This window comes from Pectobacterium zantedeschiae (genome assembly GCF_004137795.1).
Taxonomy (GTDB): Bacteria; Pseudomonadota; Gammaproteobacteria; order Enterobacterales; family Enterobacteriaceae; genus Pectobacterium; species Pectobacterium zantedeschiae.
Genome location: NZ_NWTM01000001.1, coordinates 3,009,475 through 3,023,425 on the forward strand (window position 1 = coordinate 3,009,475; position 13,951 = coordinate 3,023,425).

Below are 13,951 nucleotides of genomic sequence, written 5' to 3' on the forward strand. Positions count from 1 at the left end.
CATGCATAAGCCCCCCCTCTAGAGTAGCGAAAAGACCGCCGTGTATGGCCTCATGTCATCGTAAAGGACACAGGGAATGGAAAAAAATCACCAGCAAGTTACGACCCTCGCAGCAGGCATCCTCTCGCTGCTTTTCGCACTCAATCCCGGTGCTTACGCAGCACAAAGCAGTGAAAAACCAGTGTCTGGCGGTATTCTGAATGTAGGTCTGGGTAGCGATACGCCGATTATCGACCCACACATTACGGCTTATGGTGTAACGGCGCTGATCTCCCGCAACGTGGTGGATTCACTGGTAGGACAGGCTGAAGATAACCGTTTTACGCCTTGGCTGGCTGAAAGCTGGAAAATTAACGAAGACAACACCGAATACACCTTCCACTTGCGTAAAGATGTCACGTTTAGCGACGGCACCAAACTCGATGCAGAAGCGGTGAAATACAATCTCGAGCGTATTCTCGATCCGAAAACCACCTCCAGCTACGCTAAATCACTGTTAGGCCCTATCGACAAGATTTCAACGCCGGATGCCTATACGGTGGTTATCCACTACAGCTCGGCGTTTGCGCCACTGTTACAGGGGCTGAGCCTGCCGTATCTGGGCATTCAGTCGCCGACTTATCTAAAGAACACGCCAAACACCAGCAATACCGTGGTGGGTTCTGGGCCGTTTATTCTTGATTCCTTTGTGAAAGGCAGCGGCAGCAAACTGACGAAACGCCCTGATTACAACTGGGGTCCGGGCTATGCCAAACATACTGGTCCAGCCTATCTCGATGGTTTGGTGTTCAAATATCTGCCGGAAGCCTCCGTTCGTCTTGGCGCACTGAGCAGCGGCCAAATCCAGGCGATTGACGCCGTGCCACCCGCCAATTTCCCGACGGTGAAACGCAATCCGAAACTGGAAGTCATTACCTATGAGAACCCTGGCGTTAACCGGGTACTTTATCTCAACACCACCAAAGGCCCGTTCCAGGATGTCGCGGTGCGTAAGGCATTCCAGAGCGCCGTGGATACCAACGCAGCGGTAAAAGTCGCCTTCTTCGGTACGCTGAAAGCCGCCGATAACGTTCTCGGCCCAGCCACGCTGTACTACGATCCGAGCGTCGCGTCACGCTGGGGCTTCGATGTGAAAAAGGCTAATGAACTGCTGGATAACGCAGGCTGGAAACAGAAAGACAGCGCTGGCTACCGCACCAAAGATGGCAAACGTCTGAGCGTCAGCTTCGTCTATGCCTCCACCAATGTGGAAGCAGCAGACGTAGCATTGTTCCAGGCCGTGCAATTCCAGGTGAAACAGGCAGGCTTTGACGTCCAGTTAACACCGGTCGATGCAGGTGAATTCACCACGCGTACCAACGCTAACGAATACGACATTGCGTCTAACTTCTTCGTGCGTGCGGAGCCGGACATTCTACGTACTGTGTTCGATTCGGCCTATGCTCCACCGAACGGCAACAACTTTACCCGTATCAGCGTGTTGAATGACAAACTGAGAAAAGCCATCGGCGCGGGTGAAGCAGAACGTAAACAGCTCTACACCGAGATACAAAACGAGGTTATCGATCAGGCATATGTGGTTCCTCTGTACGTTCCAGCCTATCAACTCGGCCTGTCCAAACAGGTACAGGGCATAAGCTGGGCTACCAACGCAAAACCGAACTTCTATGATGTCTGGATTAAACGTTAACCTGTACGCGCTAGGCAAACGTCTACTCACCATTCTGGCTGTGCTCTGGGGCGCAGCCACATTGACGTTTATTGCCGTCAAACTGATCCCCGGCGATCCGGTCGCTATTCTCAGCGGCGGCGATAATGTGGTGGATGAAGCCTATCGCGCGGTACTCATCAAGCAATTTGGGCTCGATCAGCCGCTGTGGGTGCAATATCTGCGCTACTGTGGGCAAGCGCTACAGGGCGATTTTGGCGTCAGCTATCTCTATCGTCTGCCGGTCGGCAGCGTCATTAGCGATGCTATGCATGAAACCCTGCCGCTGGCGATTGGTGGCCTGATACTCGCTTTGTTTCTCGCCATTACTAGCGCGCTGCTTACCGCAGGCCGCTATGGTGCACTGCGTACCGCTGTATCGTGGCTAGAGTTGACGCTGCTTAGCACCCCGGTCTACTGGATTGGTATCGTGCTATTAAGCTTGTTCAGCTTTCGCCTGCAATGGTTTCCAGTTACTGGCAACGACGGTTTTATGTCGCTGGTGCTACCCGTTATCACCCTCGGTTTGCCGATTGCCGCCATTCTGAGCCAGGTACTGCGCGACGGTTTGGAAGATGCGCTATCCCAGCCGTTCTCGTTAACCGTGCGCACACGCGGCGTCAGCGAAATCCGACTACGTTTCCGACACGGTTTACGCCACGCGGCGCTGGCAGCCTCAACGCTGACGGGTACGTTGCTGGCAAGCGTACTCGGTGGCTCCGTGCTCACCGAAACCGTGTTTGGTCGCGCAGGTATTGGACAGGTCACGCTAAGCGCAATTGAAAACCGCGACATGCCGCTGGTGCTGGGCGTCGTGATGCTGTCTGCCTTCCTGTTCGTCGTCATCAATCTGCTGGTGGATGCGCTGTACCTCCTCATCGATCCCCGCTTACGCAAGAAGGCGAGCGCCCATGAGTAGTGAACCGATGCCCTTCACGCAAATACCATCACGAAAAACCTATCGCAGCCCGTGGCTGAGTACAGCAACGCTATTGCCTGCCGCACTTGTTTTCCTGCTGGCGCTGGCGGTCTTTTTTCCGTCGCTGTTTACCAGCCGCACCGCAGATGAAATGGATATGGGGGCAGTATTCCAGTCGCCAAACTCCACGTACTGGTTCGGCACCGATCAACTCGGGCGCGACATTTTTGCCCGCATCGTTCACGGCACCTCGCTGTCGCTGGGCATTGGCGTCGGTGCAATGCTAATCGCCTGCTTCGGCGGTGTGTTGTTTGGTACGCTGTCAGTGCTTGCACCGCTGCGCATTCGTCAGCTTCTGGTTCGTCTGCTGGACATCATGCTGGCGTTTCCCGATCTGCTGTTGGCGCTGCTGGTGATCGCCGTGCTGGGACGTGGCCCGGAAAACACCATGTTGGCTGTCGGTCTGGCGGGGATTGCTGGCTATGCGCGTTTGATCCGCTCCCAGGTGCTGCAAGTCAGACTATCTGGCTATGTTGAACATGCGATTGCGCTGGGCGAACACCCGCTATATATCGTTTTTCGCCATATCATCCCCAATACGCTGCGCCCACTGCTGATTGTCGCCACCATTGGCGTCGGTCACGCGGTACTATCCGCCTCTGCGCTGAGCTTTCTGGGGCTGGGCGTCGTTCCTCCGACCGCCGAATGGGGCGCGCTACTGGCCGACGGTCGTAACTTTCTTGATATCGCACCGTGGGTCAGCCTGCTGCCTGCCAGCGTTGTGGCGCTGTCGGTGATTTCCATTACACTGCTGGGGCGTCGTTTACAGGCTATTTTGGCCAAAGGAGAGGCACGATGAGCCTGAATACACTTCCTCATTCCTCTTCAGATACACCGGCGAAGACACCGCTGCTGCGCGTAGATGGCCTGAGCGTCACGTTCCCTAGCCCTTTCGGCCCCATTCGTTCGGTTAAAAACCTCTCTTTTCAGGTGAATGCTGGAGAAATTCTGGCGCTGGTCGGTGAGTCTGGCTCAGGAAAATCCGTCACCGCACGCACGCTGGTGGGGTTATCCGGCGAAGGCGTCGATGTGCAGGCAAACGCGATTGAGCTTACGCGCCATGACGGTAGCCTGTGTGATTTACGCTATCTGACCGATCGCGACTGGCGAGCGATTCGCGGTCGTGAAATCGGCTTTGTTTTACAGGATGCACTGGTATCTCTCGACCCGCTGCGCAAGATTGGGCAGGAGGTCGCCGAACCGATTCTGACTCACCGCCTGTTACCCCGCGAGCAAATTCCCGCTCGCGTCGCCGAACTCCTGACAAAAGCAGGCATTCCCGATCCTGAGAATCGGGCAGCCCAGTATCCACACGAGCTATCTGGCGGCCTGCGTCAACGTGCGCTTATCGCTTCTGCATTAGCGGCAGGCCCACAGTTGTTGATTGCCGATGAACCCACGACGGCGCTGGATGCCACGGTGCAGAAACAAGTGCTAAAAGTCTTCACCGCATTGGCGAAGGCGGGGCATGGCGTTCTGCTGATCACTCACGATCTTGCCGTTGTCGCAGACGTCGCGGATCGCGTTATCGTCATGCAACAGGGTTCGTTGGTAGAAGGTGGCGAGGCACGACAGCTCCTGTCAGCGCCGACACATCCCTACACCCGCAAGCTACTGGCGGCGATCCCAACCGCTTCTACGCGTGGCAAATGGCTGGCAGGTGTCGATCCGTTACAGAACGGCATTGCGCCATCAGCCGCGTCTCTGGCAGCGAATCATGCCAGCACCGACGCGATAGCCCTGACGGTGGATCAGATTGCCGTGTCGTTCAAGCGACCGGACGGCAGCCGGATGCAGGCGGTCAACCAGGTTTCTCTCCAGATCAAACGGGGTGAAACGCTGGGTATCGTCGGGGAATCCGGTTCAGGCAAAACCACGCTGGGTAAAGTCATTCTGGCGCTACAAAAGCCGGACAGCGGTGAAGTCCGACTCGCGGGCAATGACTGGAGTGCGCTGACGGAACGCGAACGCAGACCGTTACGCGCACGCATTCAGACGATCACACAGGATCCACTCAGTTCGTTCGATCCACAATTTACCATTGCCCAGATTCTGCGCCAGCCGCTACGCTTGCGTCGCGATCTGAGCGACGCTGAAAAACAGCGGCGTATTCTGACGTTGCTGGAGTATGTCGGCTTGACGCCGGATCTGCTGACCCGACGTCCAACCGCCTTATCTGGCGGGCAACGTCAGCGCGTCTCTATCGCACAGGCGCTGGCTTCAGATCCTGATATCCTGATCTGTGACGAACCGGTATCAGCACTGGATGTCACTACACAGGCGCAAGTGCTGGATTTACTGGTTGCGTTGCAGCGCCAACTGGGGCTGACGATGCTGTTCATTTCTCACGATTTAGGCGTCGTGCAGCATATGAGCCACCGTATTGCGGTGATGAAAGACGGGGATATTGTGGAAACCGGACCCGTCGAACAGATCTTCAACCAACCGCAGCACCCTTACACGCGGCTGCTGCTTTCAACGGTGGCGGAGTAGCCATTTTGCTGTGTAGCGATACACTAATTTTGGCTACCCAAATATGATGGCTCCCCTCACCGATAAATCTCAGAGGGTGGCTTAAAGGCTTTGATAACCGGCTTCTTTTTGGCGCTTAACTGACAGTATCACCACTCTGTCAGTTAGCTCATCGTGACGGTAAAGCATCACGTATCCGCTGCTGCCGAATACCACGGATCAAAACTTCAGCGGCCTTTTTAGTAGCCAGTGCATTTTTATTTTTTAGAAAATCCTTCAAGCGTTGCAAATCACGCCGCGCATGCCCTGAAACAATCACTTGTGGCATGCAGATGTCACTAAGGCTAACCGCGTTAAAACAGGACAAAAAGCACAATCACTCCACATTCAAGAAGCGTTGGCGGTAGGTGCTGGGCGAGACGCCGAACGCCTGATGGAACACGACAGAAAAGTAGTTACTGTCTTCAAAGCCACACAACGCAGCAACGTCACCGATGGTTTGCATATCGTAGCGCAACAGCTCCATCGCTTTGCACAGCCGCAGTTGGCGCAGGTAATGCGGCACGCTCATTCCGGTTTGTTCTTTAAAACGCGAGCGTAAACTGCGGGCGCTGAAATGGTGCTGTTCGCAAAAGGCTTCAAAACGAAACGGTGCTGCAATGCTGGCTCGTAGCGCATTCATCAACATATCCAACTGGTGCGCATCCGCCAATTGCGGACTATCTGGTGAATGACGATAGCGTGCCGCCAGCAGCGCAATTTGCAACAGCAGCGCTTCACTCAATTGCAGCGACAGTGCATCCGATTTCATACACTCCTGCGTTAGCGCATCTACCTTCTCGCGGATGGTATCCATGCCTTCCGAACCTAAACACCAGTGCCGCTGGCTTTGGGGAAGCTCTCCGCCCGGCAGTAACATTTGCCAGTCGGCGGATAACGTCAGGCGGTTACGAATATACAGAATGTTGTCCAGCTCAAGCTCATGGACGGATTCATAGCTGTGGCGATCGTGCGCGGAGACATAAAACATATCGCCGCGGGTAATACGGTAAGGCACGTCGTTCCAGAGGTGCAGGCCATTGCCTCGCCAGACGATCACCAATTCGTCGAAGTCATGATGATGCAGCGGAAATACCGGCTGCGGATGACGTTCGGCGACCATCACGGCATTCTTGTCAGTCAGGAAATAGTCTTCAGTCTGTAATTTCAAACCCCGAATTGCTGTCGCCATTCCCTCACCCGCAGATGCTGTTACCTACTCTTCACGAGAAAACGCCTGATGGCGTAGTGACTTAGGTGCCTGCGAGAATGCCTTGCGGAATTGCGTCGAGAAGTGATTGCTGTCGCTAAATCCACAGGCGTGCGCAATAGTGGTGATGGAGTCATCACTCTGCTGCAACCGCCGACGAGCCTCCAGTAATCTTAACCGATTCAGATACCGTTGTGGCGTCATACCCGTATGTTGTTTTAGCTGACGGTGCAGTGTACGCAACGGCAGCGAGAACTGGTCAGCCAAGCCGCCCCAGTTAACGTCTTCGCTGTAGTTATTTTGCAGCCACCCCAGCAACGCCTGTACCCCTTGGCGTTCAGAGCCGTTTCCCTGCGTCTGGAAGCAGTGTTGACGCAGTTGCACCAGGATTTGCAGAAACAGGCTTTCGCTGGCGGCAATCGCTTCAGGCGCATCGCTCTGCGCCAGCTCTGCCAGACTATTCAGCGACTGTTTCAGTTGCTGCATCCCCGCGGCATTCACCTGCCACTGTCCCTGCCACTCGCCGTTCGGGCCATACGGCAAAAACGCGGCGATATCGGAAAGGAAGCGAAATCCGTGCGGTGAGCGATACAGCATGTTGGTCAGACACAGCCCTTCTACATCTTCAAACAGATGCCGATCGTTATCGCGAACAAAGAACACCGAGCCGCTGCACAGCGCATAGGGTTGATCGTTAAACACATGAACGCCCGCGCCCTGCTCCACTAGCACAATTTCCCAGAAATCATGATAGTGCTCTGGAAAGGCTGTCTGTGGGGTACGCGGCTCTACTGCGACCGTCACGGCACGCGAAATAAAAAAATCATCACCACGAAGTAACGTCATTTCAGTTCTCCATTCAGCCTTTGGTAAAACGCGGTCTTTGAAAACGCAACCGTTGAAAGAGTAATGCTGGTCACTTAAGCCCCATTTTAGGAGAAACACGGGGATGAGGTTCCCGCAGGGATACCTTACCGCGTGGTCGCTCCGTGTATCTCGGTTCTTAAACGAACGGTATTAGCCTTTGAAAAAGAGTAGTCAGAAGCGACAAAACCGACCTTAAAATACCGTCACCCGCACACCGTCTGACTGCTCTTTTTTTAAGATCTCCTCCCTCAATTGATTGAAGTGTGGCAAGGATCACACCGCCTTTCCCCTGATTTTTACATGGTTATTTTCTGAATGATTTCCCAGATTGTGAGCCCTTTCACGGTCAGCTTTGTCATTTTGCCAACCACCTGTTTTAGGTGGCACTCATCGGAAGGTGACTTCTGTTACCGCTCTTTACACTGCAACACATCCAACAAAAGGAGTGCGGCTATGGCGGTGAAGAATATCGTGGCGGTGGATTTAGGGGCATCCAGCGGTCGAGTGATGCTGGCAACCTTGCACACCGCAACGCAGCATCTGACGCTGAAAGAAATTCACCGTTTCAGCAATACGCTGGTGTTTCAGGACAACCATCACCAGTGGGATCTGGCCGCGCTGGAACGCGACATTCTCACCGGATTACATCAAATCGACGCCATGGGTATCGCCCCCGATAGCATTGGGGTCGACAGTTGGGGCGTGGACTATGTGTTACTCGATAAAAACGGGCAGCGCGTCGGCCTGCCGTATTCCTACCGCGATCACCGTACAGACGGCGTAATGGCTGCCGTTACCGCCGAACTAGGTCGTGAGGCTATCTATCAGCGTACTGGCATTCAGTTCCTGCCGTTTAATACGCTGTATCAGCTCAAAGCGCTGTGCGATGCATCTCCTGACGATTTGGCTCAGGTGGAACATTTGCTAATGGTGCCCGACTATTTTCACTACCGCCTCACGGGGAATTTGGTCTGCGAATATACCAACGCCAGTACGACCCAACTGCTTAATCTGGAACAGCAAACCTGGGATGGCGAACTGCTGGACTATCTGGGCGTACCGCGCCGCTGGTTGAGCGATCCCGTGCAGCCGGGGCACGCTGTCGGAAACTGGACAGCACCGAGTGGGCGTCAGATTCCCGTTACCACCGTCGCTACGCACGATACCGCCAGCGCGGTGGTCGGTGCACCGTTGCAGAACCGCGACAGTGCCTATCTCAGTTCCGGCACCTGGTCGCTGATGGGCATCGAGAGCGATACGCCGTTTAACAGCCCGCAGGCGCTGGCTGCCAATATCACCAACGAAGGTGGCGTAGATGGCACCTATCGGGTGCTGAAAAACATCATGGGGCTGTGGCTGCTACAGCGGGTTTGTCAGGAGCGTGACATCAAAGATTTAGGCGCGCTGATTCAGTCCGCCACCACGCAGCCCGCCTTCGTCAGCCTGATTAACCCTAATGACGATCGTTTTATCAATCCGCCGTCCATGCATCAGGCTATCCGCGACTATTGTCGTGAGCACAGCCAGCCCGTCCCCCAAAGTGATGCCGAACTAGCACGCTGCATCTTCGACAGCCTCGCGTTGCTCTACCGTCAGGTGGTGCTGGAATTGGGAGAGCTGCGCCATGCGCCGATTCGCCAATTGCATATTGTCGGCGGCGGCAGTCAGAACGCTTTTCTCAACCAGCTGTGCGCCGATGTGTGCCAGATTCCGGTTCTTGCCGGGCCAGTCGAAGCCTCGACGCTCGGCAATATCGGATGCCAACTGATGGCGCTAGGCGCCGTTACAGACCTTGCCGCATTCCGGCACATGCTGACTCATAACTTCCCTCTGCATCGTTATATCCCGCGTGCGGAGAGTGATTTTGCCGGGCACTGGCGTCGTTTTCAGGCGCTCAGCCAGCCAGAAACCGCCCCACAGGGCAAAAAGGAGACCACGCAATGAGCACACCTATTGAAGCTGCCTGGCAGTTGGCAAAAACGCGTTATGCCAGCCTGAATATTGATGTAGAGGCAGCGCTGGAACAGCTCGATCAGATTCCGGTGTCAATGCACTGCTGGCAGGGTGACGATGTGGCAGGATTCGAGAATACCGGCGGGCCACTGACCGGCGGCATTCAGGCCACGGGCAACTATCCAGGCAAAGCGAGTACACCAGACGAACTGCGTGCCGATCTGGAACAGGCATTCGCGCTGATCCCCGGCCCCAAACGGCTGAACCTGCATGCCATCTATCTGGAATCCGCACAGCCTGTCGCCCGCAACGAGATTGCCCCCGAGCATTTCAGCAACTGGGTTGCGTGGGCCAAGCGCCACCAGCTTGGGCTGGATTTTAACCCGACCTGCTTTTCTCATCCGCTGAGCGCGGACGGTTTTACGCTATCCCACCCGGACGAAAAAGTACGCCGTTTCTGGATTGAACACTGTCAGGCCAGCCGCCGGATTTCAGCCTACTTTGGCCGCGAACTCGGTACGCCGTCAGTGATGAACATTTGGGTGCCGGACGGTATGAAAGATTTGACCATCGATCGTCTGGCGTTCCGCCAGCGGCTGCTCAGCGCGTTGGATGAGATCATTTCCGAACCGCTCGATCAGGCACACCATATCGATGCAGTGGAAAGTAAGCTATTCGGGATAGGCGCTGAAAGCTTTACCGTCGGCTCAAACGAATTTTATCTTGGCTATGCAGCCAGCCGCGGCACCGCGCTCTGTCTGGACGCCGGACACTTCCATCCAACCGAAGTCATTTCCGACAAGATCTCCAGCGCGATTCTGTACGTCCCGCGCCTGCTGTTGCACGTCAGCCGTCCGGTACGTTGGGACAGCGACCATGTGGTACTGCTGGATGACGAAACGCAGGCTATCGCTCATGAAATCGTGCGCCATCAATTGCTTAACCGCGTGCACATCGGGCTCGATTTCTTCGACGCCTCAATCAACCGCATCGCCGCCTGGGTCATCGGCACGCGCAATATGAAGAAAGCCCTACTGCGCGCACTGCTGGAACCTACAGAGACGCTGCGCAAACTGGAACAAAACGGCGATTACACCGCGCGTCTGGCCCTGCTGGAAGAGCAAAAATCGCTGCCGTGGCAGGCGGTGTGGGAACACTACTGCCAGCGTCATGACGTGATCCCGGGCAGCGACTGGCTGCAACAGGTGCGTCAGTATGAAGAAACCATCCTCACTCAACGTCAAGGGTAAGACTATGCAAGCAATTCTCTCTTCCTGGTTTGTACAGGGAATGATTAAAGCCACCAGCGACATGTGGCTCAAAGGCTGGGACGAACGTAACGGCGGTAACGTCAGCCTGCGCCTGACGGCTGAGGATGTCACGCCTTATGAAAGCGATTTCTCTCCGCAGCCGCGTCATGAAGCACTATCACAGCCGATGCCAGAACTGGCAGATTGCTGGTTTATCGTCACCGGCTCCGGCAAATTCTTCCGCAACGTTCAACTGGATCCAGCTGATTCACTGGTGGTGTTGCAGGTCGATAGTGATGGTAAAGGCTATCGTATTTTCTGGGGGCTCACCAATGGCGGCCTGCCAACGTCTGAGCTGGCCTCGCATTTTCAGTCGCACATTGTGCGCATGGGTGTAACCCACGGGCGCGACCGCGTCATCATGCACTGCCACGCGACCAATCTGATTGCCCTGAGTTACGTGCTGGAACTGAATACCGCGACGTTCACCCGTGAACTGTGGGAAGGCAGCACGGAGTGTCTGGTCGTCTTCCCAGACGGCGTGGGGATTGTGCCGTGGATGGTGCCAGGCACCGATACCATTGGCGATGCCACCTCCGAACAAATGAAGCGTCATTCGCTGGTATTGTGGCCCTTCCACGGCATCTTCGGCACTGGCCCGACGCTAGATGAAGCCTTTGGCCTGATCGATACCGCAGAAAAATCCGCCGAAGTCATGGTGAAAGTCAGATCGATGGGGGGTAAAAAACAGACGATCTCGACCGAAGAACTGATCGCTCTGGGTCAACGTTTCGGCGTCACTCCACTGGAAGCTGCACTGCGCGTGTAGCATGGTTGTCATACCAATATGGCTTTCATGCATAGCACTCATTTCTGCCTAAAATTGTTTTCAGTCTCACACCGCCACGGCATCACCGCCGTGGCGTCCTGCCAACGACTACGGAGACTCGTCCATGTTGCGTAAGGCTTTTGTGATGTCAGTCTTTCCTGACTGTCACGACGAATATCAGCGCCGTCACAATCCTATCTGGCCAGAACTGGCGGAGGTGCTGAAAAACCACGGCGCGCACCACTACAGTATTTTTCTGGATAGACAACGCAATTTGCTGTTCGGCTATGTGGAAGTCGAATCAGAAGCACGCTGGGAAGCGATTGCGCAAACGGATGTCTGCCAGCGCTGGTGGAAACAGATGGGTGATGTAATGCCCTCTAATCCCGATAACAGCCCGATCAGCGATGCACTCGATCCCGTGTTCTATCTGGACTGAGAAATTCTTTGAACTACAAATAATCGTACAGCGGTAGTAACATTGCCGCTGTACGATTATTGTTGAAGACATAAAAAGAAATAATTTGTCATTTAATTAATGATTCCCGTTACATATAATCATTATTTTTATTAAACACCTATTTATTGATTATTGATGGCAATCACATTTTATTTTCTCTAATTGTGAATGGTCAATTTTTCACATTAAAAATAAAAACATTTATTAAGATAATATTTAATCAGTTTTCTTTTGTTAAAAATAAAGCATTACCACTTAATGATTAATCAGCATTTAGTCTTGCCGTAGAGAATGGCGTTGCTATTAAACTCCGTTTATTCTTTAAAGCCAGCTTATCGAATTCCACATTATAAAGATCTTATTTTATTTGCCGTTATCACTACTACCTTCTCTCTATAATCAATAAGAATAGCGATGAAATTTTCCAAACTCACAGTGCTTTCCAAGCTGTTACTCGGTTTTTCCGTCCTGATAGCGATGATGTTGCTATTGGGTGTCGTTTCACTACTCCAGCTTAGCGTTAATAATAGTCGGATTGATGAATTAAGCAGCAGCAGCCTGCCAGGTGTACGATATAGCCTGGAAATGCGCGGTTCGCTGTCTGAAACTCGCTTACAGCAAATACAGTATATTGATTCCAAAACCCCAGAGGAGCGCGAGGGCCATCGCAAAGAATTACTGCAAAATGCCGACACTTTCCTTGCCGCGTTTAAAAACTATCAAACCGTTGCTAATAGCGAAGATAAAAAAGCGCTGATTAAAGTGATTGGCGAAAATTTCTCCGGCTTTAACTCGGTGAATGCCACATTGATTGACACCGTGAATCGCGGCGAGCTGGCAGAAGCCAGTAAAATCAGCGGGGCAAGCTCTGCAAAATACCGTAGTCAATTGATGAAAGATCTGGCGAAGCTGGTCGAAATGGAAGTCGCGACGGCAAAAGATATCGTCGTCAGTGCTAATTCAACTTACCGGACTTCACAGTACTATGTTTGGGGATTGCTGTTACTCGCCCTGCTGACGACTGCCATTATCGCTACGATTATTTCACGTAATATTTCACGTCAGCTTGGTGGCGATCCGCACTACGCACAAGAAATTATGTCCGAAATTGCGTCCGGCAACCTGACAACAGAAATCAAGCTGCGTCAGGGGGATAACAGCAGCCTGCTGGCGTCCATCAGCCACATGAATCTCCAGTTGGTGAATACCGTACACACCATCATGAATGGCAGCGAATCCATCACGCTGGCATCCAGCGAAATTGCTCAGGGCAACAGCGACCTGTCGCAGCGTACCGAAGAGCAAGCGGCATCGCTGATTCAGGCATCGGCCAATATGCAGCAGTTGACGCACACCGTACGACAGAATGCGGACAACGCCAAAGAAGCGAGTCAGTTAGCCCAGCAAACCTCGGAAACGGCGTCTCAGGGCGGCCTTATCGTGGACGACATGCTCAAGCGCATGCATGAGATTTCCGACAGCTCACAGAAGATCGTCGATATTATCGCTGTGATCGAAGGGATTGCCTTCCAGACCAATATCCTGGCACTGAACGCGGCGGTAGAAGCGGCCAGAGCGGGTAGCGAAGGGAAAGGCTTTGCTGTCGTCGCGGGCGAAGTACGGACGCTGGCACAGAAGAGCGCCAACGCCGCCAAAGAGATCAAAACGCTGATCGAAGGCACCGTCGAGAAGATTACTGACGGCTCAGCACGGGCAGACAAAGCCAGTCAGGCGATGTCGGAAATTGTGCAGTCGGTGAAAAAAGTGACGGATATCGTTGCGGAAATTTCTCAGGCATCCAACGAGCAGCATATCGGTATCAAAGAGATCAGCGTAGCGGTAGAACAAATGGATCGGGTCACCCAGCAGAACGCCGCGCTGGTTGAAGAGTCCGCCACGGCAGCACACGCGATGACAGAACAAGGTGAACAGCTACGTGATGCCGTTCGTTTCTTCAAAGTAAATCAAGACCACTTACTGAGAATTCATTAATTCTCATCTGCCCCGCTGGCTATCCGGCGGGGCGACCGCTTCTTTCTCATTCATGCTTTCCCGACCTTCTTCCCCGCAGAGCAATACACCGCCGCAACATCGACTCACAGATAACAGCCACACCCAGTTTGATTCATGAACAAACGTTGACGTCCGGTTTAAGCAAGCAGGGTTATGGTTGCACCACTAAAC

Annotated in this window: 12 protein-coding genes and 1 pseudogene; 9 read left to right on the forward strand and 4 right to left on the reverse strand. The window is 53.8% G+C overall.

Features of this window, described 5'->3' with window-relative positions; genetic code table 11:
- Positions 1 to 76: 76 nt before the first annotated feature.
- Genes CLR69_RS13540 through CLR69_RS13555 form a run of 4 tightly spaced genes read left to right on the forward strand, consistent with a single transcriptional unit; the run spans position 77 to position 5,180 of the window.
- Positions 77 to 1,690 (forward strand): ABC transporter substrate-binding protein, encoded by a 1,614-nt coding sequence (locus CLR69_RS13540; RefSeq protein WP_129713439.1) that lies wholly within the window; start codon positions 77 to 79, stop codon positions 1,688 to 1,690.
- Positions 1,668 to 2,627 (forward strand): ABC transporter permease, encoded by a 960-nt coding sequence (locus tag CLR69_RS13545; protein WP_129702657.1) that lies wholly within the window; start codon positions 1,668 to 1,670, stop codon positions 2,625 to 2,627. The genes CLR69_RS13540 and CLR69_RS13545 overlap by 23 nt, the downstream gene beginning before the upstream one ends.
- Positions 2,620 to 3,486, forward strand: a complete 867-nt coding sequence (locus CLR69_RS13550) for an ABC transporter permease (protein ID WP_129702656.1) — start codon at positions 2,620 to 2,622, stop codon at positions 3,484 to 3,486. Before CLR69_RS13545 ends, CLR69_RS13550 begins: the two co-directional genes overlap by 8 nt.
- On the forward strand, positions 3,483 to 5,180 hold the full coding sequence (locus tag CLR69_RS13555) for a dipeptide ABC transporter ATP-binding protein (RefSeq protein ID WP_129713440.1): 1,698 nt from the start codon (positions 3,483 to 3,485) through the stop codon (positions 5,178 to 5,180). Before CLR69_RS13550 ends, CLR69_RS13555 begins: the two co-directional genes overlap by 4 nt.
- Positions 5,181 to 5,261: 81 nt before the next feature.
- On the opposite strand, the pseudogene CLR69_RS23430 reads toward CLR69_RS13555, so the two are convergent.
- The 4 genes and pseudogenes from CLR69_RS23430 to rhaS form a co-directional block, all read right to left on the reverse strand.
- A pseudogene (locus CLR69_RS23430) lies at positions 5,262 to 5,342 on the reverse strand (type II toxin-antitoxin system RelE/ParE family toxin); the annotation flags it as partial.
- Entirely contained in the window at positions 5,329 to 5,487 is a 159-nt protein-coding gene (locus CLR69_RS13560) for a hypothetical protein (protein WP_197730557.1), read from the reverse strand. The gene CLR69_RS13560 and the pseudogene CLR69_RS23430, both read right to left, overlap by 14 nt.
- A 48-nt stretch (positions 5,488 to 5,535) precedes the next feature.
- Positions 5,536 to 6,390, reverse strand: a complete 855-nt coding sequence (locus CLR69_RS13565; protein ID WP_129713441.1) for a helix-turn-helix domain-containing protein — start codon at positions 6,388 to 6,390, stop codon at positions 5,536 to 5,538.
- A 24-nt stretch (positions 6,391 to 6,414) separates the two neighbouring features.
- Positions 6,415 to 7,254, reverse strand: a complete 840-nt coding sequence (rhaS, locus tag CLR69_RS13570; protein WP_129702653.1) for an HTH-type transcriptional activator RhaS — start codon at positions 7,252 to 7,254, stop codon at positions 6,415 to 6,417.
- A gap of 474 nt (positions 7,255 to 7,728) precedes the next feature.
- Between rhaS and rhaB the strand changes: the two genes are divergently transcribed.
- The 5 genes from rhaB to CLR69_RS13595 all read left to right on the forward strand — a co-directional run bounded on the left by rhaB (position 7,729) and on the right by CLR69_RS13595 (position 13,759).
- Positions 7,729 to 9,219 carry a rhamnulokinase gene (gene rhaB / locus CLR69_RS13575; RefSeq protein WP_129713442.1) on the forward strand — a complete coding sequence of 497 codons (1,491 nt, stop codon included), beginning with the start codon at positions 7,729 to 7,731 and terminating at the stop codon, positions 9,217 to 9,219.
- Complete coding sequence (locus tag CLR69_RS13580) at positions 9,216 to 10,478, forward strand: L-rhamnose isomerase (RefSeq protein WP_129713443.1); 1,263 nt, start codon at positions 9,216 to 9,218, stop codon at positions 10,476 to 10,478. The genes rhaB and CLR69_RS13580 overlap by 4 nt, the downstream gene beginning before the upstream one ends.
- A 4-nt stretch (positions 10,479 to 10,482) precedes the next feature.
- On the forward strand, positions 10,483 to 11,307 hold the full coding sequence (gene rhaD / locus CLR69_RS13585; RefSeq protein ID WP_129704794.1) for a rhamnulose-1-phosphate aldolase: 825 nt from the start codon (positions 10,483 to 10,485) through the stop codon (positions 11,305 to 11,307).
- A gap of 124 nt (positions 11,308 to 11,431) precedes the next feature.
- Positions 11,432 to 11,746, forward strand: coding sequence for an L-rhamnose mutarotase (gene rhaM, locus CLR69_RS13590; RefSeq protein ID WP_129713444.1), 315 nt, complete (start codon positions 11,432 to 11,434; stop codon positions 11,744 to 11,746).
- Positions 11,747 to 12,181: 435 nt separating this feature from the next.
- On the forward strand, positions 12,182 to 13,759 hold the full coding sequence (locus CLR69_RS13595; protein WP_129702649.1) for a methyl-accepting chemotaxis protein: 1,578 nt from the start codon (positions 12,182 to 12,184) through the stop codon (positions 13,757 to 13,759).
- Positions 13,760 to 13,951 lie beyond the last annotated feature (192 nt).